Raw genomic sequence first — 23,731 nt, forward strand, 5'->3', positions numbered from 1 at the left:
CCGCCGGTGAGTTGATCGGACGGGTCAGCCGTCGAGGCGTTTTCGTGGATCGGGGAAGCCGAGTTCGGTGTATCCGGGTGCTCGTTCGTGCAGTGTTCTGGCGATGACGGGTGTGAGGGCGTCGTGGTAGTCGTGCACGGTGGCTGTGGTTTTGCCGGGGTGTGCTCGGGTGATGCGGCCGACGTACTGGACCAGGCGGCCTTTGAATTTGACGGGGGCGGCGAGGAACAGGGTGTCCAGGGCGGGGCAGTCGAACCCTTCGCCGATGTAGGGGCCGGTGCCGACGATCGTCAGTGGTGCCCCGCTGGCGCGGCGTGCGGCGATGGCCTCGGTCACCGATTGGCGTTCGCGGGCAGCCATTCCGCCGCGCAGGACCATGACCTCGTCGAGCCCGGCGGTGGTGAGCTCGTCGGTGATGGCGGTGAGGTGGTTGACCCATGTGGTCAGCACGAGGATGTTCGCGCCTTGGGTGTGTGCGGCGGTGATGTCGGTGACGATCTGGGCCAGGCGGTCCTGGTCGGCGACCAGAGCGCGGTAGATCTTGGCCATCGCGCCTGGCTGCGAGGGGTCGATGTCCGGGTCGGAGGCGAAGGTGGTGGGGTGCACGTGCAGCACCGGATGTGGTGCCGGGACATGACCGTGGGAGGGCAGTTGGCCCGCTTTCGGGGGTTCGATGGTGTGGGTGTGGGAACCGAGTTGGTGGTAGATGAGGTCATCGAGCCGGTCACGGCGATACGGTGTGGCGGTCAAGCCGAGCCAATACTTGGCCGGGATCTTGTTCAGGACATCGGTGAAGGCACTGGCCGCCACGTGATGGCATTCGTCGACGACGATGAACCCGTACCCGCCGGTGAGTTCCTCGATATTGGCTCGGCGGGCCAGGGTGGGCAGCAGGGCGACGTCGAGGACGCCGGTGGTTTTGGATCGGCCGCCGCCGATTTGCCCGCATTTCACGCCGAGGTACTCGGAGATCCGGGCGCGCCACTGATCGGCGAGTGCTTTGCGGTCGACGATGACCAGCGTCGAGGTGGATCGCGCGGCGATGGCCGCGCACGCGATGACGGTCTTGCCGGTTCCCGGTGGCGCCACGACCAGTGACGTGTCCACGGGCTCGATGGCGCGCAGCGCGTGTTGTTGTTCGGGGCGGAGTTCTGCTGTGCAGGTGAAGGTTTGGTGAGTGCCTTCGATGCGGGTGTCGTCGATGTGCAGGCTGCTGCCGGCGGATTCGATCAGTGTTGTCAAAAGTGGTACCAGTCCGCGGGGCAGGAGCAGGTCGCCGTCGAGGGTTTCGTCGTAGCTGCGCAGGAATCGTGGTGTGTCCCAGGTGCTGCGGCGGGCGCGCTGGCGGGCGAAGAACTCCGGGTTCGGGATGGATGCCGCGTGCTTGACTGCCGAGATCATCGCCGGCCCCAGATCGGCGGCCGTCACCTGGATACGGGCGGCGAACGAGGCCCGCACCAGCGTCGCGGGCCGGGGCACGATCTTCGAGGAAGTCGGCAGCTGCAGGCGGCGAACGTCGTGGCCGGTCTTGGGTTGGGGCAGCGAGTTGGCCAGGGTGCCAACGTGTTTCGGGGACAGTCGCGCGATGCTGGACAGATATGCCCATTGGTCGTCGAACGGTTCGAGGGTGGCCGGGTCCAGGAATACGGTGGTGCCGTGCTGGCGGCGGGCCCCGGCCAAGGGCGCGGCGATGAGATTGCCGACCCCGCGCCCGGTGTGGGTGTCCTGCGACGGGAACAGTCGATCGTAGCTGGACAGGCTCATCCGGCCGCGCAACCCGATCGCCTCGGCCAGCAGCCCGGTAGCGATGCGCCGCGCCGATACCGCCGGTGTGGCGGCGGCGAAGAAAATCCAGACGTGCGCGCCTCGACCGGACTGGGACACCTCGAGGGCGGCCGGAATATCGGTGGCGCGAGCGGCTTTCAGATAGGCCAGGGCATCGAGCATGGCGGTGTCCTTGTCGAAGTCCGCGGCGACCCACCAGCAGGTGTCGTCGTCGGCCAGCGGGTACAGCCCGATATGGTGCTTGCCCCGCAGATGCCGATCGACGACGTCTTCGGTCAGCGGAAGGTATGACGCGTCCGCGGTCGACATGCCTTTGCGCCAGTGGCCGCGGATCGCGGGAGCCCATCCTGATCGGCCGTCGTGGCGGTTTTCCCAGCGCACCGCGTAGACATCGGATCGGCAACCGAACAGATCCAGATAGAACCGGACCTTCGACTCCGGGCTCGCATGCCGGTGGATCGCAGGCCCGACTGCCGTCTGGTCGGGTGGCGCGGCGCGTGCCTGAATTTCGGTCAGCGCCAACAGATTCCGCAACCGAGTGTTCTCCGCACGCAGGGCGTCGAGTTCGCCGGGATAACCGTCCACAGGCATACAGTCTGCACCCCGACACCCTCAGACTTCGAAACCTTCCCCACCCGCAACGCGCCTACGCGATTTCGGGTGTCTCCGTTCACGCCCGGCATCCCGACTCCGATCGCCGCTAGCGTCGCGCACCAACCTGCAGCCGGCCACTTCAGCGGCAGGCGGGCGCGGACGACGGGGAAACGGGCGGATTCTCGGGTAGCCGAGGAAACCAATCCGCGGGCGGCCGGGCGGCCCATCCGTCCTACAGCAGACGGCTCATGATGATCGCGTCCCACAGTTCGCCGTTGCGGCGCCGGTAGTGCGCGCGCAGCGTTCCTTCGATATCGAAGCCGGCGCGCTGGTAGAGGCCGATCGCGGGGAGGTTGTGCGGCCACACCCGGAGGGTGAGTTTGTGGGCCCGGTTGGTCCTGCACCACTCGACGAGCCGGTCCAGTAGGGCGGTGCCGATACCGCGGTGCCGGTGATCAGCGGCAATCATCATGGTGAGCTCGGCGACCCCGGACGCAACGAAATGGACGGTCGCGGTCCCGACGACGTCGGCGTCGGCGCGGGAAATATCGCCGACGAACACCGCGGGGTCGGTCGCTGTCATGAGGTTCTCCAGCCCGGCGGCGGTGCGCGTTTCGTCGATAGGTGGTTCCGAACCGATCCATCGTTGCTCTCCGGCGACGGCGGCGTGGAGCTTGACGGCGGCGGGGATGTCTTCGAGGCGGGCAGGGCGGATCACGACATCGGTGGCGTTCGTGGTGCGGACCGGGCGCGGTAGCAGGGTGGTGAGTATGTTCTTGTCCAGCAGTGTGTTCTCTATGCTGCGCAGGATCAGCTCTGTGCCGATGGGGGACAGGTGGATTCCATCGGCCACCCACGGACCCGACGCGCTGGCGATACTGTGTTCGCGCAGCAGGGCCGTTGTACTGACGAACGTGCCCCAGGGGTCGATGAACACCGCCCCGGCGTCACGGGTGACGGCTCGGGCAGCGAGGTTACAGGTGAACAGGTCCCGGTTGATCTGCTCGGCATCCGCGAGGATGGCCGGGTGGACGGGAGGTGCAGCGAGGCACAGCACCTGCCGCGATCGGGCTGTCAGGGTGTCCAGTATGGCCCGGTAGTTGCGGGTGAACTCGTCGATGTCGACCGCGTCGTGTTCGCGGCCGGGCTGGTATCGGCGCAGCACGTCGTTGGTGCCGCACTCGACCAGGGCCAGGTCTTGGTCGAGGTCCGCGTGCTCGATCGCCGCGGCGAGGTCACGGCTGGTGGCCCCGCCCCGGCCATGGTTGTTGATCGTGACGGCGACGTCGGGGCGCAGCGCTGCAAGGCTGACTTGCAGGCGTTGCAGGAATCCGCCGTGAGCGTGGCCGTCCACGGTGACCGTGGCACCGACCTCGGGCAGGTTAGCCGGGTCGGTCAGCCGGGAGGCAGTGGCGATCGGGTGCTCGGTGTGGCTGGTGCCCCAGCTCCGGACCACGATCGGGCTACCCGATGCGGGGTGTGGCCGGGAACGTGCACTGATGTCGCAGGTCGTGGTGGGTGATGTTGTGGCGGTGGGGGATTGGGAGTCAGCGGTGATGTCCGTGTAAATGGCCTCGACGATGTCGGTGATCCCGAGAGTGGCGTCGAGGCGGACCTCGTCGACGAATCCGAGGGGATCCCATCCCCCATACCAAGTGCGCATGTCATCGCGCCCGAACTCTGCGGCTTTGGGTCGGTTCGAATGCCTGTGCAGGGTCTGTTCGAAGGTCAGATCGAACGCGTAGAAGCAGGCGCGTTCGGCCCGCGAGGCGAGTTGCTCGAGCATGGGACCGTAGCGGCGGGCGGTGAGGATACCCTCCAGCACGACCGTCGCGCCTCGCATCAGGCCCAGCACGGCGATGTCGCGGATGAGCGCGATGTTGTGGCCGTCGGGAACATCGGACTCGCGCAGAAACTCGCGTCGGACCACATCCTGCGGGATCACCACACAGTCCCCACGCTCGAACCGCCGCTGTAACTGTTTGGCCACGGTGGTCTTCCCGGACCCGGAGTTCCCGCGAATCACCACCAACCGTCCGCTTCGGTGGGCCGGGTCGGGGATCGGACTCGGTGCGGGCCCGCGATCGGTGCCCAGGACCGGAGTTTCGGGCAGGGCGGCGCGCAGGCGCCCGGCCAGGTCCGCGAACTCCGCCGGAGTGTAGGCCAGGACGCCGTTGTCGCCGGTGACCGCACGGAATTGCTGGTCCCGGTACGGCACACCGGCCGGCAACGGCGCGATGTGTCGTATTAACTGAACTAACTTGCGAATCATTGCAGGTAGAAGTCGATTTCTGATAGCTTTCCGCGCCATGCGTGATGAGGGTACTGGGCGGGATTTGGTGGGACTTGTAGTGCCCGACATCGGTCGGCTGCTGGAGACCGGGGATGCGTGGGTTCCGTACCAGTTGTTGGACGCGAACGGCGCGGTGATCGAACCCGCGGCAGTGTATTTCGCCGAGCTACAGGCTGCGGATAAGCGGCCGTCCACGATCCGTTCGTACGGCAATGACCTGTTGCGCTGGTGGCGGTTCCTGGTGGCGATCGACTTTCCGTGGGACACGGTAACTCCAGCAGAGGGGCGCGACTTCGCGCGGTGGATGCAGTTGGCGGACAAGCCGATTCGTGTCCACTGGCGAGACAAAGACAGCAGTAGACCGACCGGGCACGGCGGCAGTCGCCGCCTCGAGCCGCCCGTCAATGCCGTCACAGGCAAATCGAGCCCCGGGTCGAAGTACTCGAAGTCCACACGGGCGCATGCGGAGACTGTGCTGCGGGCGTTCTACGACTTCCAACAGGAGATCGGCAAAGGGCCGTTGGTCAATCCGTTCCCACTGGACCGCTCGCGTCGTTCGAAGCGACGACACGAGCACCACAACCCGATGGATCTGTATCGGAAGGAACGGGTCGGCCGCTACCGGCCGAAAGTCTCCCAGCGGATTCCAAAAAAGATCCCCGACGAGCACTTCAACATGGTGTTCGCTGCGCTCAAGTCGCACCGGGACCGGGCTCTGCTGGCGTTCTGGGTCTCCACAGGAGCCCGCGCCGAGGAGTTGCTGTCCGCGCGACAAGGCGACGAAGACCCCGGCCAGCAGCTGATCGCGGTGACCCGCAAGGGGTCCCGGAAGGTTCAGCAACTGCCTGCCTCGCCGGATTCGTTCGTCTGGCTACGGCTCTATCAGGAAGAACTCTGGCGCCATGGCGCTCCCCGCGGCCGCCGCCATCCCCTGTGGCTCACGCTGCGCCGACCCTGGCGACCGCTGACCTATCACGCCGCCCGAGCCATGTTCACCCGCGCCCAGAAAACACTCGGCTCCAACTATTCGATCCATGCCTTGCGCCACACCTCGGCCTACCGCATGGTCGACGACCCAGCCATGAACATCACCGACGTCCAGTGGGTCCTCGACCACGCCCACCTGACCACCACTCAGCTCTACACCACTCCCAGTCAAGACGATGTGATCACCAGCGTGCTCGCCCACCACGCCCGACAGTCCAGTGCCGCCGCGCAGCCCCCCGCGCCACCGGCTGCTGGCTACAACCCTCACACGCTCGACATTCTCTTTGGCAACCAGGCGCGATGAAATCTCAGACGAGCACGACCACGTCGCCCGACCGGGCAGCAGACAGTACAGCAACTGCCGCAACGGCGTCGAGGCCAACCAAGAGATCGACCGCCGAACGGCTGCTGGAGCAGTTCCCGGCCCGCCTGGTCCCACCTGTGTCACCGGCGACAACTGCAACGATCGACGAAGTCAATGCCCGAATCAGGCTGGCGCAGTTCCGTTCACCGAGAAAGGGCACAAACACGGCCCGCCGCCGCGGGGCACGCCTCCTCCTGGAATGGTTGCAGAGCTTTCCAGGTGACACCTGGCAACAGCGCTGGGATAGCAGCAACTCCAGCAAAGATCCGTCCGATTGGGCCCTAGCGCCATTGAATTGGCTTGGTGCACAGGGCATTCAGATCGACAAGAACGTTCTGCAATCTGGATTGCTGATACTGACGATCGCGGAGGTGATTCACCTGGATCTGGCGTTCACCCTCAGTCTTCCACGCATCCGGCACTGGGGCTCTGCCGTTGCGGCACACCGTGATTCAGCAGGATTCGAACGCCTGCAGGCAGCAGCGGACGGGGTCATCGACTCACCACACGACTACGACGTTGCCCGGTGGCAGATCGCGATGCTGGTCTTGGCGAAAAGCGGCGGAGTCGGTGACATCACCGTCGGCGACTGCATCGAACTGCGCCAGCTGGAGGTCGCTTTGAAGCTGAAGGGGGCACGCCGCCACCAGTTCTACACCTTGGTCCGCAACGCAGGCGATCTTCCGCCCGGCGCCCCGACGACATTGCGGGCGATCACTGCTTACAGCGGGCAGCACAGTGTCGAGGAACTCATCGATCGGTATCACCTGGCCAATCGAGACGTGCGGAACTTGCTCGTCTACTACTTGGCTGAGCGACAGCCTGCGCTCGACTACATCAGCTTGGAAGCGTTGTCTCGCGCACTGGGTCTGTACTTCTGGAAGAATCTGGAAACCCATCACCCGGGCATCGACTCGCTGCAGCTCAAGCCGGAGGTCGCCGCCGCATGGAAGGATCGTCTTCGGTCCAAAACCACCCGCAAACGACTACCAGATGGCAGCCACGTCGAAATAACCAGTGCGCGTGCCTACTACGGCGAGATTGTCACCTCGATCCGCGCGTTCTACCTCGACATCGCACAATGGGCCACTGAGGATCCTGGTCGCTGGGCACGGTGGGCGGTCCCCAGTCCGATTAGAGCCTCGGAGATCTCGTTCAAGAAGGCGAATTCTCGTCGCAAGGCTCGCATGGACCAGCGCACGCGCGCCCGGCTCCCCGTGCTGCCCACGCTGGTTCGCGCGGCAGAACAGCATGCGCAGGAGGCTCGCCTCCGGCTCGATGCAGTCCTCGCGGCAAGACCCGGCGAATCTTTCACCATCCTCGGCGAGACCTTCATCAAAGCCGTCCCCGAGCGCCAGCAAGGGCCACAGGCACAGACCACCATCGTCACCGACTCCAACGGCCGCAAGCGGCGTCTCCGCGAGGCCGAAAACCGTGCCTTCTGGGGCTGGGCCGCAGTGGAATTCCTTCGCCACACCGGAGTGCGGATCGAGGAAATGCTCGAAACCAGTCACCACAGCATCACCCAGTATCGACTGCCCACGACCAGTGAGATCATCCCGCTGCTACACATCGCCCCGTCCAAGACCGACGAGGAACGCCTCCTCGTATCAGCCCCGAACTCGCCGATGTGCTATCCACCATCGTGGCCAGAGTCCGTGCCAGCGATGGAACCGTCCCGGCAGTTCCGTTCTACGATGTCTGCGAACGAGTCTGGGTCGCCCCGACGCCACTGCTGTTCCAATGGACCTTTGCCGGCCACCGCCAATCCGTCTCAGCGGCCACGATCCGCACAGCCATCAAAGAACTCGTCGATGCCACCGGCTTGACCGACGCCGACGGGCAGCCGCTGTATTTCCTGCCTCACGACTTACGAAGAATCTTTGCCACTGAGGCCATTCTCAACGGCATGCCACCACACATTGCTCAGTTACTGTTGGGCCACAAGCATATAGCCACAACAATGGGCTACAAGGCGGTCTATCCCCAAGAAGCGATCAACGGCCACCGCGCATTCATAGCACGCCGCCGAGCTCTGCGTCCGAGTGAAGAATACAGGACACCCACCGACGCCGAATGGGAAGAATTCCTCGGACATTTCGAGCGACGCAAGGTCGCGCTCGGCGAATGCGGCAGAGCATATGGAACCAGCTGTCAGCATGAGCACAGCTGCATCCGCTGCCCGGTCCTGCGGGTCGACCCAGCTCAGCGTGGTCGGCTTGAGCAGATTTGCGACAACCTCACGTTGCGCATCACCGAAGCAGATCGCGAGGGCTGGATCGGCGAGGCCGAAGGCCTGCGTGTCAGCCTCGCCGCCGCCAAGGGCAAACTCGCACAGCTCGACCACCGCGATCGGCAGTCCACGACTGTGTTCTTAAACGTTCCGAAGTTCCCAGAAATCGCCGGTCATATAGTCACGCTCGCTGAATCAGCGCGAGCAGGGAGTTTCCCGTCGTGAGTTCGAACGAACTGCGTGGGCGCTCAGGCCATTTTTCAAAGAGGAAGTCCCCCAGCGTGACTGGATAGTGCGCGCCGACTGTGAATCGCCATTCGCGCAGCACGTCGCAGACGTTGATGCCGTGTTTCTCGGCCAGCCCTTCTAGAACGAGTAGGTCGCGCCATGTAATTACAGTGGGTGGCATCACGCGCAGGCGCGGGTAGGACTGGATTCGTGTACGTACAGTATTCTTTATTTCATTTTCTAGAAGGAAAGTCGAGTGTAGCCCTGTGTCTGGAACTATCACCAGTGGAACGAACGTCGTTGCGGAATCTACCTTGGCATGACCAGCGTTCCAGCCTCGCTTCAGCAGTAGATCAATCGTCGAGTAGAGCTGGTTGAATTTCGTTTCTGCTAGGTAGCCGGTGATCTCTTTCTTTAAATCAACGAAGCTTCCTGTGCCCTCCGCAAGATTCTGATTCAGGCGACGATTATTAACCTCAAGTAGTAGCCAGATTTGGCCGGAGTTGAACCCCCAGTCGCAAATCTTCGGCGTCTTAGACTTAGACTTGAATTTGAGCTTCATAGAAGTCTCTGTCACAACAACACCGCCTGGCTCACTCGTGGACAATCGCGTGAGAACGTCGCCTACACGCTGCTCGAACACGAACGCCATACCCTGCCAGAAGCGACCCGCTCGGCCAGGATCAATGGTCTCCAACGTCTCCTTTACGTCCCATGCCGGCAGGTCGCCGAAAAACCGTTGCACCGCAAATTGGAGACGCGGAACGAGCCATGTCTGATCGGGCATAACAACGAGCGGGCGCCACTGCAAGTGAAAGCGCAATAAGTCTGCCGCTTGATACTCAGCGCGTTGACGCTCCAGCTCAGCCTTCAAGTTTTCGACAGTGATTGAGCAGTGTTCTATCAGGGTGCGCACGACTGGTTCGCCGATTGCGTACTGGGAACGCAACAGTTCCGGGTCGATTCGGACTGTCCCCGACTGCACTTGGTCCCATATCGCCCAGCCGGCACGAATAAAGTCGTCGTATGCGACGCCCATCGCCTCTTGGAAGACCTCGGCGGGAGACTCACCCAAACCTTTTGTACGGTGGGGCTCTTCCACGGGCCAAGGCTGGCGCCATACGTATTCAGCTTGTGCGGCGATTACTTCCAGAGGGTCATTTCGGAAGAAAGATGCCAAGGCAACGTCAGTTGCGGTGACTTGATCCTGCACCTCACGTTGTCGCTCCTGAGAAAAGGTCGGAAAGGCTTGCTCGTCGAATCCTAGATCGTCCAGGTCGTGGCTGACCCCCAATATGCATTTCGCTAACTCATCCGCGCTGAGCATAGGTCCCTCGGCTGGAGAAAACTCGACTGCCTCCTTGATCATGACATATAAAGACAAGGGGGACAGCAAAGCGATGCCGCGCCCCAGAAGCGGACCCACCGCTGTGTGCAGCTCGTCGCTGAGACTCTCGACGAAGTTCCTCTCCACACTCTCGCGGTTGTCGTGAATTACGCTGAGATCGACCGCCGCGACCAATCGTGCGATCTGTTCCAGAGCAGCGTCCCTGCCGGTCTGAGCCCAGATCAACTTCCTGAACCCAAGGTCAAATAGTTCTGGTCCCGGAATATCGCGAGCGGTCATCAGTCGTTTGCCGATAGTCACCGGCGTCCCCAAAAGACCCACCCATACCTCCTAGATACTGCAACCTGCTTCTGAACGCATCCAACGGCCTAATTATTCAACATCTCACTGACAACTAGAAAATCGATGGCATACGTTGGCACGGCCAGAGGATCGTTTCGCTCCACGATGTCGGACGGCAGACGTAGCGGAACCTGTGGCCAATGCCGCATCTGGTCCGCGTGCCCATCCACCGAATCGGTATCCCTATCAGCTACGCCTCATAGTTCAGAGAAGCCAGTGGACATGCGCATTGCCATGGGCGGACCCCATCGAAAACAGGTACACCCGTTCGGGATTCATCACCGCAGCCACCGCACACGCGACGGTGTGGACCGCCGACTGCAGGGCGAGATACTGCGGTCGCGTCAGCTCGCGCACCACGTCCTGGACGTGCCGGCGGGGGACCACGAGCACAGACCCGGGCAGAGCCGGGTACTTGTTCACAAACCCCACGTGCTCGCCGTCGTCGTGCACGATCTCGTGCTCGAAACCCGGTGTTCCGGACAGGAACCCGCAGATGAAACAGGGTCCGGTCCGCACCCGCGTCTCGTAATCCTCCATGTCCAGCCGCACCCGCCGCCGCTGCATTTCCGCGAGTGTGCCTGCGGCGCCGTCGGGTTTGGTGGCGATCAGATGGAAAAACCGCGCGATGTCCATGTACGGCCGGCGGTCGGCCATCGTGTTCTCCAACCGCATCAACATGTCGAAGAATTCCGGGTCGTGCTTGGCCGTGTTGTCGGAGATCAGGTCACAGACTGCCCGCACCCCGTACCGCAGCGGCGGATTCATCCCCGCGGCGAGAATGTCGGCCACGACCTCGTCCACCGCGCGGGGCGTGTATTCGATGTCGTAGGTGGCCGAGACCCGCACGGGAGTGTCCAGAAGCCGCAACGCCTCGGCCAGGTCACCCGAGCGCACCGCACTCACCAACGGGTCGCACCGGGGGTTCGGCGCCAGCACCGACAACAGTCCACCCGCACGCAGCACTCCCACCAGCGCGGAGGTAGCTGCGCCCGGTTCGGGCAGGTACTGCATCACGTTGTGACACAAGACCACATCGAACTCCCGGCCCGCCAGCGCCGCCGCCGAGTTCACGATATCCCCGAGTAGGTATTCGATGCGGTCGCCGACACCGGCACTTGCGGCGGATGTTCGGGCAGCCTCCAGCGATACGGCCGAGGAATCCATCACGGTGACGTGATGCCCGGCCGCGGCCAACTGTATTGCGTCCAAGCCGTTGCCACCGCCAGCGTCCAGCACATGTACCGGTCGGAGCGGCAGGTGCGGCGTCAGATTGTGCAGGACCTGCTCATACCGCAGCCGCCCCCATGGGGTGTGCTGATAGGCGTCGAAATCATCGAGTCTGCGATCGAACTCGGTCACCAACTGCCGCCTTCCCACAGAGCGCCATTCCAATGCCGAAGCCAACGACACTACAACGAGCAGCCACACACAGCAGCCGCATTTTCGCTCGTCACCACAGAGCGATGCACATCACCGACCTCGAGATCGCGGGCATAGTGGTCCTTGTCCAATGCCCATTGCGTCGCCAGGTCTGCCAGCGGGGCGCTGATCCGATTCCGGGATGGGTAGGCACTGGCGCGGCGTCGAATCAGTGTTTCGTGCTGCGGTGGCGGTGGTGTCCGGGGTCGGTGCGTAGCGGTGCGGAGTGCTTTCAGGTGGAGTCGGTGCCGATACGGTGTTGGTGGCGGTTGTGCTGGTTTGTGCGGGCGGTGAGTTGGCGGCGGCAGGGTTCGGAGCAGGTCTTGCGTGTGATGCCGTTGCGGCGGTTGGTCCATTGCGCGCCGCAGATCGGGCAGGTGTGCACGGTGGGGCGGTTACCGGCGGCGAGTTGCTCGCGGCCGGTGCGGCGTCGGCGTGCTGACCGGTAGGCGGGCTGGATTCCGCCGCGTGTGTCGGGGGCGATGCGTTCTCGTAGTGCGTGCATTGTTGTGTGCCCGCGGGCGCGGGCGCGGTGGGCTTGTTTGTCTCGGCTGGCTTGGGCCAGCAGGGGCTGACGAAGTGGCAGGCCGTGACGAATCTTGTACTCACGCACCGCGATACCGTGCCGACGGGGGACGTGGGCGGTGAGGCATTTCAATCGGACGCCGCATTCGTGGCACATGATGGTGTGGCCGTCGTCGTCGAGAATCCCGAACCGGCCGTAGCCGTCGAGGTCGCCGTAGCCGAGCAGATCTCGATCCTCGTTCGAGACCGGCCGCGCCAGAACCGATTCGGTGTTTTCACGGGCTCGAGGTGAGGGTGTGGTGTCGATGGGCACTGCCTTGATGGCGGGGACGTGAGTGGAGCGGGTGCGGGCGCCGTGTGATTCCGCGGCGGCGAGCAGTTCGTGTAACGCTTGTTCGAGGCGGCTGGTGCGCTCGGTCACCGTCAGTGTGTCGAACCATGCGGGGGAGCGCATGCGGTGGGTGTGCATGGCCGGTGGCATGTGGTCCAGCAGTGCGGCGATCTTCAGCAGCAGCATGGGGCCGTCGTGCATCGTGCGTTCTCCCGCGGCGAGTACCGGCGCCACACCGGAGGCGATCGCGGCTGGATCCTGCAGGCGGCCTCGGCCGCGTCGATCATGAACTGGGCCAGCAGATCGGGGCTGGTCCGCTGCTGGATGAGGTCGCGTATGGTGCGTTCGACGGTAGTGACGGTCATGTCGTCGACGACCGTGATCTCCTCGGTGCGGATGTCACGGCACCGCTGCACCAGCATGTCGTCGCGGTACTCTCGTGATACTGATTCACGGGCCACGAACTGCGGCACGGCGGGTTCGGGCCCGAGGCCGTAGAGGTAGACCGCGGACAGCCCGCCGACCTGGGCGCGAACACTGGATGTGGAAAGCCGTTGCGCCACGGTCGTTCTGCGATCCAGGATCAGCCAGGCCGTTCGCGTCCGTAGGTGTGGATCTTCACGGGCCGGGTTCAGGCGGTACACCCCGCGTGTGTGCCGGGTCCAGGGACCGTGCGGGCCGGTCAATCGTTTCACCATCTGTGCGGGAGCACCCAACGTCACCACTTGGCCTGTGGTGAACATGTCATGCTGTGTATCGGCGAGGTCTTCGACCCTGGCGCACCACTGTGCCCACCCCGTCACCGCGATCGTCCCCCTCGAATCAAATCCCTTGCTCCCCTGCGTGAGATCACCAAACTTTACGGGGCTGTCTGAGATCTGGCTATGTGTCACCCGACGAACATGTGCGAATCCGCGGTCCACGTGTTGAAGTGGTGCCGGTGGATGAAGTCACGGTGAAGGTTGATGACGAGCTGGTGGAGCTGACAAGTCATACGTGGCTGCCCTGATTCCGGCGGCGCTGCCTCGCGCGCGTCGCAGCCGGTACCTCGCGATGCGGCTGTGCTTTGTTGAAGGGATTGTGCCGCAGTGGGTTTCGGTATGTGTGGACTTCGCCTGCCGTTATGGTGGCAGGGGCCGGTCTTGTTCTCGGTGCGATCGGTTGAGTTCGGAAGAACATGTGATTCTGCTGCCGGTCGCGGCGTCCGTGCTGGAAAATGGTGTTCGTGGGTGAGGGAAGGGGGACTGCTGGTGTCGACGGAGGCATCGATGCGGTTGGCCGTACTGATTGATGCCGACAACGCCTCACCGGCGATTGCGGATTTGTTGCTGGCTGAGGTCGCGAAGTACGGAACTGCGCATGTGAAGCGCGCCTATGGTGATTGGACCAGTACGAATCTCACGGGATGGAAGTCTCATCTGCTGACGCTGTCGATTCAGCCGGTACAACAGTTCGGCTGGACTACTGGGCGCAACGCCACCGACGCGGCCTTGATCATCGACGCGATGGATTTGTTGTATTCCGGCCGGTTCGACGGGTTCTGTCTGGTGAGCAGCGATTCGGACTTCACCCGGTTGGCGGCACGGTTGCGTGAGTCCGGTCTGACGGTGTTCGGAATGGGCGAACGCAAGACGCCCCGCGCCTTCGTCGCAGCATGCGACAAGTTCGTGTATATCGAAAACCTTACTGCGCCAGAGCATCCCGCATCGGTGGCTCGGGAAGACCGCGCCGCCGCCGTGCCGGGCCCGGAGTTGATCGCCATGGTGAGCACGGCAGTCGAGGCGTCTTCCGACGAGGCCGGGTGGGCGAATCTGGGGGCTGTGGGCCATTATCTGTCGAAGAAGCAGCCCGACTTCGATACCCGCACCTACGGCTACACCAAGCTCAAGCCACTAATACAAGCGCTCGGTGTGTTCGACATCAGCCAGCGTCGCCCCGGCGCGGGGAAGCCGGAGGTCGTCTACGTGCGTTGCCGGGACCGGGCCCGCCCGGCCGCCGAGGTGCCGGAAGATGTGCTCGAGAGAGACGACAGGGCGCCTTCTCAACACGTCGTGGTGACCCCGTTGGTGGACCGGCCGGTGCGGCTGCGGATTCCGCCGGATCGACAGTATCGGGAATCCCTGCTTCGGCGAATCTACGCCGCATGGCGTGAGGGGGAAGCCGAGACGATCGGCCGCCTCGAGGCCGTGATCGAACACCATGCGCCCGGCATGGACAAACTGACGCGCAATATCACGATCAACAGCCTCCTCTATGAGGACACCGCGGCGCTGTGCGTACTCGATCCCGACACCGCCCCGCGCACCGAGCGGCGGATCGAATCCTTCGGCGGGCAACCGGAGCAGCAATGGGTCGACCGCAGCCACGTGGCGTGGCTCGCATTCGTCATCTACCGCCTGCCTCCCGGCGCGGATTCGGGCCAGCTTCTTGAAGCACTGTTCGACGACCCCGAGCAGGGGCGAACCGTTCTCGCCCAAGCACAGGTTATCGCCGAAGCGCGCAAGACCGACCTGACACCGCCGGAGTCGCTGGTCGACGCCGACATCTCGCCTGCGGCGGCTGCGGCTCCGGTCGCCCCGGACCGTAACGCAGACCTGGGAGCAACCCCACGCGAGTAAACCGGCAGAAGGGGCAGCCCCGTTGCGCTCCGACAACACCAACCCGGCCCGCCGCCCCGCCTATGGAGTCCCTCCTGAAAAGACCCGGACCCCGAAGGTGAGATACTCAGGAACACAACCGATCTCGCTGTGCGGCGCAGTTTTCGGCGTCAGGCTCTTCTGGGCAGACTGCCGAATAGTATTGCGCTTCAATACCTTTTGGCGATTCTGTTGGGCTTGATTCCGCCGTACTCGTTGCCGGAATGGAACGAGGTCAGCCGAGTTCATGTCCGGTCTCGGGTTGCTGTTGATCGAGAGCGATAGTGATCGTGTCCTCGGCGACCGGGTCAGCCGTCCTCGCGGGTTTGGTCTCCGAGGTACGGTCACGGTCTCGAATCGCTGCGTCGAGTAGCCTGGTGATACGGCGACCGTTGTCGGTGTTTTCGCCGCCGTGAGTGTGTGCGCCGATACCCTTGCGTGTGAGAGTTCCGTTGTCGGCGAGATCCCATACGGCCGGGTTGTAGGCAACGTTGTCGACGTGCATGCCCGGGAACACCCCGTCGCGCCAGAAGTCGAACGGTGGTGTGGCGTCATTTCTCGGACCGGCCTCACCAGGGTTGTCCAGCTGCCCGGGGACGGTGCCCAGGGGCCGTCGCAGGGTGTCGGCTTGCTGCGCAACGGCCTCAGCTTGCCCGGTGAAACGTCTCTGCCGCAAGCCCACAGCCAAGATGGCCTGCCAGTGGTCTTGCGGCACGTTGACTGCTGGCCGCTGCACGGGTTGGGTGCTGGCGAATCCGATCATCCGGTCGGCGAGCATGTCGAGTATTTGCACGGCGGTCTCGCGGCGCCCCAGCATGGCCACGAAGTGCGGCCCGTCCGGGGTATCGACCGATTCGGTGGCATACCAGCCTCGGCGGTCACTTCCGGTGTGCTCGGGGTGCCAGGTCACCTCGATGACGCGCGACCGGTCGTCGTGGTCGCGGAATACGAACTGCTCGCTGGGGCGCAACGCATCGGCTCGGTCCCTGTCGAGCTGGTGCACAAAGGCGTCTATCCAGTTCGGCTGCTCGCCGCTGAGATCGAGAACCTGGTAGGAGTCCGGTAGCGGGAACTCGACCCCATGGTCGTGCCCGAATCCGGCGGTGCGCTCGTCGGCGGCGCTGTGGAGTAGATGCAGAAGTCTGTCGCGGTAGACCGTTGCCAGGAATCGGTCGTGCGCTGAGCGTTGTTCGTGGACGGTCTTATCGGCGTCATGGTATGCGTCGATCAAGGGGGCGATGAGATCCTCGTGCTGCGTGAAGGAGAAAGAGAGGAATGAGGCGGCTTCGGCGTCCGTGAGGTCGGTCAGGTCGTTGCTGACCGTGGCACCGAACAGCCATCCGTCTGGTTCTCGGCCCAGTTCCAGGATCGGTCTCGGCCATCCGTTGGTCGGGTCGAGGCGGGTGATCGCTGCTTCTACGCCGTCGGACAGGTACGTTTCGGCCTTGTCCGAGAGCCACATCCGCGCGGCGGCTTCACTGCTGAACGGTGGAGATTCCGCGGTGTATCGATCTTCGGCGTTGTAGAACCGGGCCCGGTACGGGTGCCCGAGGTCCGTGACACCCGTGGTCTCGCCGGACATCAGCTGTGTCACCTGGGTGTGTAATTGGGCGGGGTACCCGTGCAGCGAGTGCATCAGGGTGACGGTTTCCCGATGTTGGTTGACATCCAGCACGGCCGCTCGCGCGCCCCAAGAGGATCGGTTCCCGTCTCGCTCGGAGGTGTATCCGGCCAGCCGTTCGGCCATCCAAGCGTAGGCGCTGTGCAGTGAGTCTGTGCCCGCCACGTGCAGCGGGCCGTACTCGCGAACGGCACGGTCGAATCGTCCGACCTCCCCGATCGCCACCCGGTAGCGAGTGCGGTCGATCGCTGATGGATCCTGGTGCACGGTCGAGTCAGTACTCACATCTGACTCCACTCCGGGCCGATCCGCGTGGGTTCCCGGTTGCGTGTCCGGCGGCGTCCGTCGAGTGCATCCCCGGCCCTGCGGTGCGGCTCCATGTCGAGCGACGCCGGGACCGATGGCTCCTGATCGAGGTTCGTCGGTCCATCTCTATTCCTGACCAGCCAGTTTGCTGGCCGATGTCGATTCAGCCCAGCTCATGGCCCTGCCTGGGGTGCGGCGCGTGCACATCGAGCACGTCTGCTGGGGCCGGCGTGTCCGGACCCACCTGGGGTGGCGCCGAGGTCGACGGCCGTGGTTCGCTGCGGGCTGTGGAGTCGAGCAGTCGGCCGATGCGTTCTCCGTCTGTCTCGGCGTCCGAGGTCCTCGCGCTGGGCGCGGTCAAGTGGTGTCCGGCGTGCGCCGCCGCGGTCAGTGCTGCCTCGGAGTTCCGTCCGCGTTGCTGGCTCGTCAATCGGTCGAGCAGATCGCTGGGAATTGCGGCGTAGGGCCGCACCATGTCGATCACCCGGCGGGGGTCGGTGACCTCACCGATGGTGTCGGCGCCGACGTTCACGGTCAGCACATCCTCGCCGTCGGGGTCCGTCCCGTCGATGACTTGCGCGAAGAAGCTTCCCGTGCTTCGGTCCCACCCCACGAACACTTCGCGGTCCGGGTGCGCCTGGGGATCGCGCTGGCATAGTGGGATCCGGTTGTCGATCACGTTCACCACTTCGCCCTGCTCGGTGTTGGTGTGCTGTTCGCGCAAGGTGGTGAGCTTCCCGAGGACCTCCTCGGCGGTGCCGACAAGGTCGTGTGCCGTCTCGTGGGTCACGGTCATGCTGTCGCCTGGCATAGCGACTTCCCGGCTGATCCGCAGTCGAATCCGCTCGCGTGGTGGGGTGAACCGAATGATCGTCTGGGCCGCAGCATAGGCCGAGGTCAGATCGGGTGCCTGGAGTTGTGGGCCGGGCAGCCACCTGGGAGCGAACGATGGGGGCTCGTCGTCGTAGCCGATGGTCACAGTGTGTTCGTGCAGATCTGGCGGGGTGCTCATCAACCGGGCAGCGCGACGGTCCTGATCGGCGTAGTAGGCGGCGAACCCCGCGACGCTCTCCAACTCCTCGCGGTGGCTCCGAAGGTAGTTGTCGAGCCGCTTCTCCACATCCGCGATCGACTCGGCCAGCCCCGGGTCCGGCTCGGAATCCAGCACAACATGCTTCGGGCCGTCTTCGGTGTGCACCACGTCAGGAGCGTTCTCGATGTCGTACAGCTCGAACAGCCGGTTCTCCAACGCCAGGGCCGTCGCCACCACGGACTGACCACCGATACCCGGGGGATATGCCTGCCCCACCGTGAGGCTCGGTACGGTCGTAACGCAGAGGGTTTCCCATTCGCTGCGCAGGTCGCCGGGTTTTCGGGCGAGCCAGTGGTTGCGGTGCGTGACGGGATAAAAGTGCAGCGCTTCGTTCACGGCGGCTCGGGCTGCCTCGTCCAGCCCGGCGGTGCGAGCGGTTTCAGCGATATCTTTGGCGGTGGCCCGGAGAAATTCGCCGCGCTGGACTCGCTCCTGGTCACGCTCGTCGAATAGCGTGATGATGACGTGATGCAGGCTGGCCAACCGGTGGTAGTGGTCCAGCCGGCCACTTATCGCGGCGCGCGCAGCCTCGGCGGGATCCGATGATGTGTTGTCGGACAGGGGATTAGACATGCGATCGCCTCTGAATGCTGGAAATGGATAGCCGGGTGATTGTCGTGATCCGCATGCACAAATGAGTCGAATACCTTGCGACACAAGGTATTCGAGGTGTGAGGTTCGTGTAGGTGGCGGACGTGGAAACCATGGCTGGTGGTTTCAGTCGAGTTCGTGGCTAGCGGCGGGGCCCTGCTTGCGGTCGAGGGCGTCAGGCATCGCTTGCGGGTTGGTTTCCAAGGTCGGCGTGCTGTGGTGTTCGGGTGGCTGTTGTGCATGAGTGATCTCGATCAGTCCGGTGATCCGCCCTCCGCGCTCGGTGCGTGTGGCCGGATCGGTGCCCGTCGAATGCTCGGCAGGCTGTTCTGCTGCTCGACCGGCCGCCGGCTCCAGGGCCTGCTCGGCGCGATCGTTGTGCCGGACCAATGGGTTGTGGGTGATTGCTCCTGTTCGTGATCCGGGGAATAGTCCGTCACGCCAGAAGTCGAAAACACGGTCCGGTGGGTAGTCCCGGTCTGTCTGCGAGCCCGATTCGGCCGTGCTCGCCGGGCCGCTGCTGTGCACGGCGAACGGCCGCCGGAGAATGTCGGATTGGCGGGTGAGCTCATGAACCTGGGATGTGAGACGGTTGTGCAGGGCATCGAGCGCGAGAATCGCCTGGTTCGGTTCGCGAGGGATATCGACCGCGGGGCGTAGTACGGGCGTGGTCGTACTGAATGCGGCCATGCGGTCGGTCAGCATGGTAAGGATCTCGAGCCCGCTCGAGCGCTGCCCGAGTATCGCGACGAACGTCGTCGCTTCGGGGGTCTGCCGGTGTTCGGTGGCGAACCAGCCTCGCCGGTGCAAAGGTACTGCGCTGCCGGTCCACAGGACCTCGATGATGCGGGAGGTATCGCGGCGGTCGTGGAACCGGAACACTCGCCGTGGGGTCAAGGCCCGGTCGGCCTCGTGGCGTGCGGCGGTGATCATCGCGGTGTCCCAGGTGGCGTGTACTGGGTTGTCGCGGCGGACCCGGTAATGATCCTGTAGCGCGAACGCCGCCGGATGTGAATCGGCTGCGGTGGGCTGGTCGAGCGCGGGGGTGGAATGTCGGTGGTAGGCAAGCCGGTCTCGGTAGACCGTCTCCCCGAACAGGTCGCTGGCTGAGGTTTGCTCCTGCAGTACGGGTTCGGTGTTGCTGTCGGCACCGAGCATGCTCGATGGTGCGCCCGGCTGCACCCGGGGCAGGAACGCGTTGTCGGCGTTGTCCAAGTTGGTCAGGTTGCTGTGCAGTTTCGCTCCGAAATCTGGTCGCAGGGCGGCGAATTCGAATACCGGTCGGGGCCATCCGAGGGTGGGGTCCAGGCGGGTGATGGATGCTTGGACGCCGTCACTGTGCGCCTGCTCACCTTTGTGTTGGAGCCATAGTCGCGCTGCTGCTTCGGTGTGGAAGGGCGCGGACTCGTAGGTGATCAGATCCAGGCGGTTGTAGAGGCGGGCACGGTACGGCCGGGAGAAGTCCGGCAACAATGCAGGCGGGGCCGCGGCCATCAGTGCTGTGACCTTGTCCAGTATCGCCGCGGTGGGTCCGTGCAGTGAGGAAACCAGTGTGGCTGTCGCCGCGGCGCGGTCCACGTCGACGATCGCCGCGCGCGCACCGTCGGCTCGTTCGCGGTGATCGGGTTCGAGGTATCGCGCCAGTTCCGTGTGCAGCCACGAGTGTGCCGTGCTCAGCGAGTCGGTGCCCACGACGCGGACTTCCCCGATCTCGTGGAACGGCCGTGCGATATGCCTGATCGGGCCGAGCAGCACTCGGTAGCGGCTGTGGTCGATATCGGCCGGGCTGGTGATGATCTGGTCGGGTGTCTTCTCAGCCGAGCTCATGGCCTGCTCCGGGGTCTGGTTGCTGGTAGCCCAGCGCTGTGGCTGCCGATGCTTCCGGGGAGAGCTCCGCCGATGGTGCTGTTGTCGGGTCGGCCGCCGGGGTGGCAGTGGCCAGCAACCGGCCGATCCGCGCGCCGCGCGCAGCCATGTCGACGGCCACTTCGGCGGCCTCGTTCATCTCCGGATGCGCGAGGCGATGGCGTTCGCTGTCGTAGACAGACAGGTAGATCTCGCGTTCCTCGTCCCGGTTGGCGCCGTCCATCGCGTAGGTCATTTCCCACGCTCGGCGTTTGGGTGACCACTGATCGGTGTATAGGCCCCAGACCGCGTCCCAGGCTTCGCCTTTCGCTGCCGCCACGGCTGCTGTGAGATCGGCGCTCGCCCCGGTGCTGTGCAGTCGCGCGTCCAGCCGCGCCTGTTCCGCTGCCAGTGCGAGATGTTCTGCCCGCCAGCGTTTTTCGTCTCGATAAACGGCGTCGACGAGCGTGCCGGCCTGGTCCAGGCTTCGGTATTCGAGTGGGGTGAACGGTGATTCGCCGAGCCGCAGATCGTGTCGGACGTTGTCGGTGATCTGGCGCATTCGATCCGGTGCGTCGGGCCAGTCCTCGGTCACCTGGTCGAGCCACTCCCACGCGGCCGCGTCCGGGCCGCTGTGCCAGGCTGCGGATATTGCCTCGGCCTGGTCCGTGAGTTGTCGGGCCCCGGTCTCGCTGTCGGTGGTGGCTGCCGCGCCGCGTAGCCGGTACACCTCGGCGAACGCGGTACGCATGGCCTGTTCTTGTGCTGGATCCATCGGCCCGCTACTCTTTCGTCGAAATGTCGGTGCCTACGACCGCCATCGCGTCGCCCGCTGGAGCGTTGGGCGGGTCGTCGATGGTGAACCAGGCAGGGGGGACGGGTTCGCTCGGCAGGGTCTGTTCTCCGACGTGGTGTTCGGCGGTACACCGCCACATCGGCCCGTTCGCCGCGTCCAGCAGCACCCGCAGCTGCGGGTCCAGGTGGTACACACACCACCCGGACATCGCCGACCCGCCCTTGGCGCGCGCCTCTTCCCAGCCCTGATGCAGGGCCGCGAGCCGGAAGCAGACTTCGGTGTGCCGCCACCACTGCGCACACCAGCTGTAGGTTCCTTCTCGGTTCCCGGTCAGCAGGCGCCGGGAGACCACCTGGGTCAGCCATCGTTCGACCCAGTCGGAGAAGTGTCCGAATTCCGGTGGCGGCGGCGGGGTTTCGGCCGGGCTGCTCATATCTCCCACCCGCCCAGTTCGGGAAGTCCCGGCGGCGGGCTCGTTCGGCTCCAGATCGGGTCGTCCCAGGTGGGTGTCACCGCGGCGGCTCCGCCATACAGGCGCACGGATTCGGCGATCACCTCGGCATGTTCGGTGTCCTGCCACCAGACCTTCCGGCACAGCGCCGGTTTGTTGCCGGGGAACCGGATGATGGCCTCGTCTTTGCGTAATGCGCCCAGTTCGCTGATGTCCAGAATTGGTTCGGGCCGCCAGCTGCGGGTCACGCTGCCGCCGTTGCCCGTGCTCACCGAGCGATCGGCGACATCGTGCAGGCCAATCAGATCCGACCACCGTTTGAGGTAGGTCACGTCACCGATGCCGCCGCCGAAGGCTTCCACGCTCTGGGCGAACATCTTGTTTAGCCCGTCCTCGCCCCAGATCTGCCGGCCCTGCTCGAGCACCTGCAGGAAGGTCATCAGGACCACGCCGTGCCCGCCCGCATACGTGTAATAGTTGGGCAATTCGGACAGTTTGCAGCAGTTCGCCGCTTCGTCGAGCACCCCGACCAGCGGGACCGCGAGCCGTCCGTTAGGACGCGACCGCGCCACGGCCAGGGCCGCCTCGAGCACTTGGCCGACCAGGGCGGTCATCAGCGGCGCGGCGCTGTCCGCGCCCTCCATCGACAGCGGATACAGGCTGTCGGTGGAGGTGACGTACGCGAGTGGATCGAATTCTGGCAGGTCATGGGTGGTCCGGTCGTAGCCGATGTCGACCCTGATTCCCGAATGCATATCCCCGTAGACGCTGATCCGGCGCCGCGCAGGCGGGGTCGCGACCACCGCATACAACTGGTCGGACAAGACGTTGAAGAACCGTCGCGCCATGTCGAATACGCCGTCGCGCTGGCGTGCGGTGACCGACTGCATTTCGGTGATGCGTTGTGCCGCACGCAGATCGCCGTGCCGGGTCAGGATCAGTTGCGGAGTCTGATCCTGGTCGCGCCCGAGCCACTCGGCCACGTGCAGCAAATCGCCGCCGACCCTCGCCGCCGCCAGAATGTAGAGCGCGGCCAACTCTTGCGCAGACCCATCGAAGTACGCATCGACCCGCGCACTAGGGTCTTTCGACGCGGTTGAGAAGAACGACGCCAACTTGCGGGCGGCGGCCAGCGAGTCGATCCGCGCCAGATAATCGACCCAGAACCCCAGCTGCGGCCGGCCGGTGATGCCCTGCAGATCACACAGCCACACCCGTCCGCGTCGCTCGCGCCCCAGCCGGGTGTGCACGTACAGATCAGGCTTGTTCGAGGTGGACAACACCGGCCCGGGAGCGTCCAGCACCGCGGGGATGGCCCACGCCATGGTTTTTCCGGTGCGGGTACCGCTGATGATCGTGGCAGGCATTTCCCAGCTCAGATACACCGGCCGGTTGCCTGACAACGTACGGCCCAGTTGGATCCCGGGCCGGCGCTTGGCCTCGGCAGGAGCATCGGCGAGCAGACGCTGCGCCAGTGCGGTGATCTCCTTGCCGGTCACGCCGGTCACGCCGGTCAGCGTGCTGGTCGGTTGCATGGTCCGGGCTGCGGCATCCAACGGCGACCGGTCGTGCCAGCGTCGCCACGCCCAGCGCCCGCCGAGCACTGCGGCAGCAACGACCGGGGCGGCGGTCACCCACGACTGCCAGGGCCAGCGGCGTTCACCGTCAGCCACCTGGATCAACGCTGCGACCGGGTTGACGCTCACCGGCAATCCGGCCCACATGCTGCCCAGCGCCCATGCCGCCCACAGCAGCAATGCCGCGCCCAGCACGATCACCAGCCCGACCAGCAGCCACGCTTCCTCGGGTAATCCGCCTTTGTCCCGCCGCCGGGTCTGCCGCGACACCATCACGATCTCGCCCCGAAACCGGACATCGCGGGGCGGGGCCCGGCCGGTATTGCCGGTCGCGCGCGGCGGGGGTCGGGGCCGATCCGCCCA

16 protein-coding genes are annotated in these 23,731 nt (G+C 64.6%); 4 read left to right on the forward strand and 12 right to left on the reverse strand.

The window, feature by feature from the left end; genetic code table 11:
* Positions 1–24: 24 nt before the first annotated feature.
* Together NM2_RS07875 and NM2_RS07880 are read right to left on the reverse strand one after the other, a co-directional pair.
* Entirely contained in the window at positions 25–2,376 is a 2,352-nt protein-coding gene (locus NM2_RS07875) for a DEAD/DEAH box helicase (protein ID WP_067666002.1), read from the reverse strand.
* A 235-nt stretch (positions 2,377–2,611) separates the two neighbouring features.
* Positions 2,612–4,597, reverse strand: a complete 1,986-nt coding sequence (locus tag NM2_RS07880; protein WP_169816130.1) for a GNAT family N-acetyltransferase — start codon at positions 4,595–4,597, stop codon at positions 2,612–2,614.
* Between the two features lie 133 nt (positions 4,598–4,730).
* Here NM2_RS07880 and NM2_RS07885 point away from each other — a divergent pair, with 133 nt between their 5' ends.
* From NM2_RS07885 to NM2_RS51420, 3 genes are read left to right on the forward strand one after another with little or no spacing between them, the layout of a single operon-like run.
* Positions 4,731–5,963, forward strand: a complete 1,233-nt coding sequence (locus NM2_RS07885) for a tyrosine-type recombinase/integrase (RefSeq protein ID WP_245717891.1) — start codon at positions 4,731–4,733, stop codon at positions 5,961–5,963.
* Positions 5,960–7,852 carry a site-specific integrase gene (locus NM2_RS07890; protein WP_245717892.1) on the forward strand — a complete coding sequence of 631 codons (1,893 nt, stop codon included), beginning with the start codon at positions 5,960–5,962 and terminating at the stop codon, positions 7,850–7,852. The genes NM2_RS07885 and NM2_RS07890 overlap by 4 nt, the downstream gene beginning before the upstream one ends.
* Complete coding sequence (locus NM2_RS51420) at positions 7,822–8,481, forward strand: site-specific integrase (RefSeq protein WP_245717901.1); 660 nt, start codon at positions 7,822–7,824, stop codon at positions 8,479–8,481. The genes NM2_RS07890 and NM2_RS51420 overlap by 31 nt, the downstream gene beginning before the upstream one ends.
* Here the strand turns inward: NM2_RS51420 and NM2_RS07895 are convergent.
* The 4 genes from NM2_RS07895 to NM2_RS07910 form a co-directional block, all read right to left on the reverse strand.
* Positions 8,438–10,153, reverse strand: coding sequence for a hypothetical protein (locus NM2_RS07895; RefSeq protein ID WP_157120961.1), 1,716 nt, complete (start codon positions 10,151–10,153; stop codon positions 8,438–8,440). The genes NM2_RS51420 and NM2_RS07895 overlap by 44 nt on opposite strands.
* A gap of 225 nt (positions 10,154–10,378) precedes the next feature.
* Positions 10,379–11,536, reverse strand: coding sequence for a methyltransferase domain-containing protein (locus NM2_RS07900; protein WP_169816131.1), 1,158 nt, complete (start codon positions 11,534–11,536; stop codon positions 10,379–10,381).
* A 292-nt stretch (positions 11,537–11,828) separates the two neighbouring features.
* Entirely contained in the window at positions 11,829–12,653 is an 825-nt protein-coding gene (locus NM2_RS07905) for a MucR family transcriptional regulator (protein WP_157120962.1), read from the reverse strand.
* Complete coding sequence (locus NM2_RS07910) at positions 12,626–13,195, reverse strand: hypothetical protein (RefSeq protein WP_157120963.1); 570 nt, start codon at positions 13,193–13,195, stop codon at positions 12,626–12,628. The genes NM2_RS07905 and NM2_RS07910 overlap by 28 nt, the downstream gene beginning before the upstream one ends.
* A 525-nt stretch (positions 13,196–13,720) precedes the next feature.
* On the opposite strand from NM2_RS07910, the gene NM2_RS07915 reads away from it, so the two are divergent.
* Positions 13,721–15,070 carry an NYN domain-containing protein gene (locus NM2_RS07915; protein ID WP_084530603.1) on the forward strand — a complete coding sequence of 450 codons (1,350 nt, stop codon included), beginning with the start codon at positions 13,721–13,723 and terminating at the stop codon, positions 15,068–15,070.
* Positions 15,071–15,323: 253 nt separating this feature from the next.
* Here NM2_RS07915 and NM2_RS07920 read toward each other — a convergent pair whose 3' ends face one another.
* The 6 genes from NM2_RS07920 to NM2_RS07945 form a co-directional block, all read right to left on the reverse strand.
* Entirely contained in the window at positions 15,324–16,994 is a 1,671-nt protein-coding gene (locus NM2_RS07920) for a hypothetical protein (protein WP_067666027.1), read from the reverse strand.
* Between the two features lie 184 nt (positions 16,995–17,178).
* Positions 17,179–18,681, reverse strand: a complete 1,503-nt coding sequence (locus tag NM2_RS07925; protein WP_067666031.1) for a hypothetical protein — start codon at positions 18,679–18,681, stop codon at positions 17,179–17,181.
* A 144-nt stretch (positions 18,682–18,825) separates the two neighbouring features.
* Positions 18,826–20,526, reverse strand: coding sequence for a hypothetical protein (locus NM2_RS07930; RefSeq protein WP_067666034.1), 1,701 nt, complete (start codon positions 20,524–20,526; stop codon positions 18,826–18,828).
* Positions 20,513–21,319 (reverse strand): hypothetical protein, encoded by an 807-nt coding sequence (locus tag NM2_RS07935; protein WP_067666037.1) that lies wholly within the window; start codon positions 21,317–21,319, stop codon positions 20,513–20,515. Before NM2_RS07935 ends, NM2_RS07930 begins: the two co-directional genes overlap by 14 nt.
* A 7-nt stretch (positions 21,320–21,326) precedes the next feature.
* Positions 21,327–21,773, reverse strand: a complete 447-nt coding sequence (locus tag NM2_RS07940) for a DUF4913 domain-containing protein (protein ID WP_067666040.1) — start codon at positions 21,771–21,773, stop codon at positions 21,327–21,329.
* Positions 21,770–23,641, reverse strand: coding sequence for a type IV secretory system conjugative DNA transfer family protein (locus NM2_RS07945; protein ID WP_067666043.1), 1,872 nt, complete (start codon positions 23,639–23,641; stop codon positions 21,770–21,772). The genes NM2_RS07940 and NM2_RS07945 overlap by 4 nt, the downstream gene beginning before the upstream one ends.
* Between the last annotated feature and the right edge of the window lie 90 nt (positions 23,642–23,731).

Origin of the sequence: Nocardia miyunensis NBRC 108239, from assembly GCF_001613065.1 — a bacterium.
Classification (GTDB): domain Bacteria; phylum Actinomycetota; class Actinomycetes; order Mycobacteriales; family Mycobacteriaceae; genus Nocardia; species Nocardia miyunensis.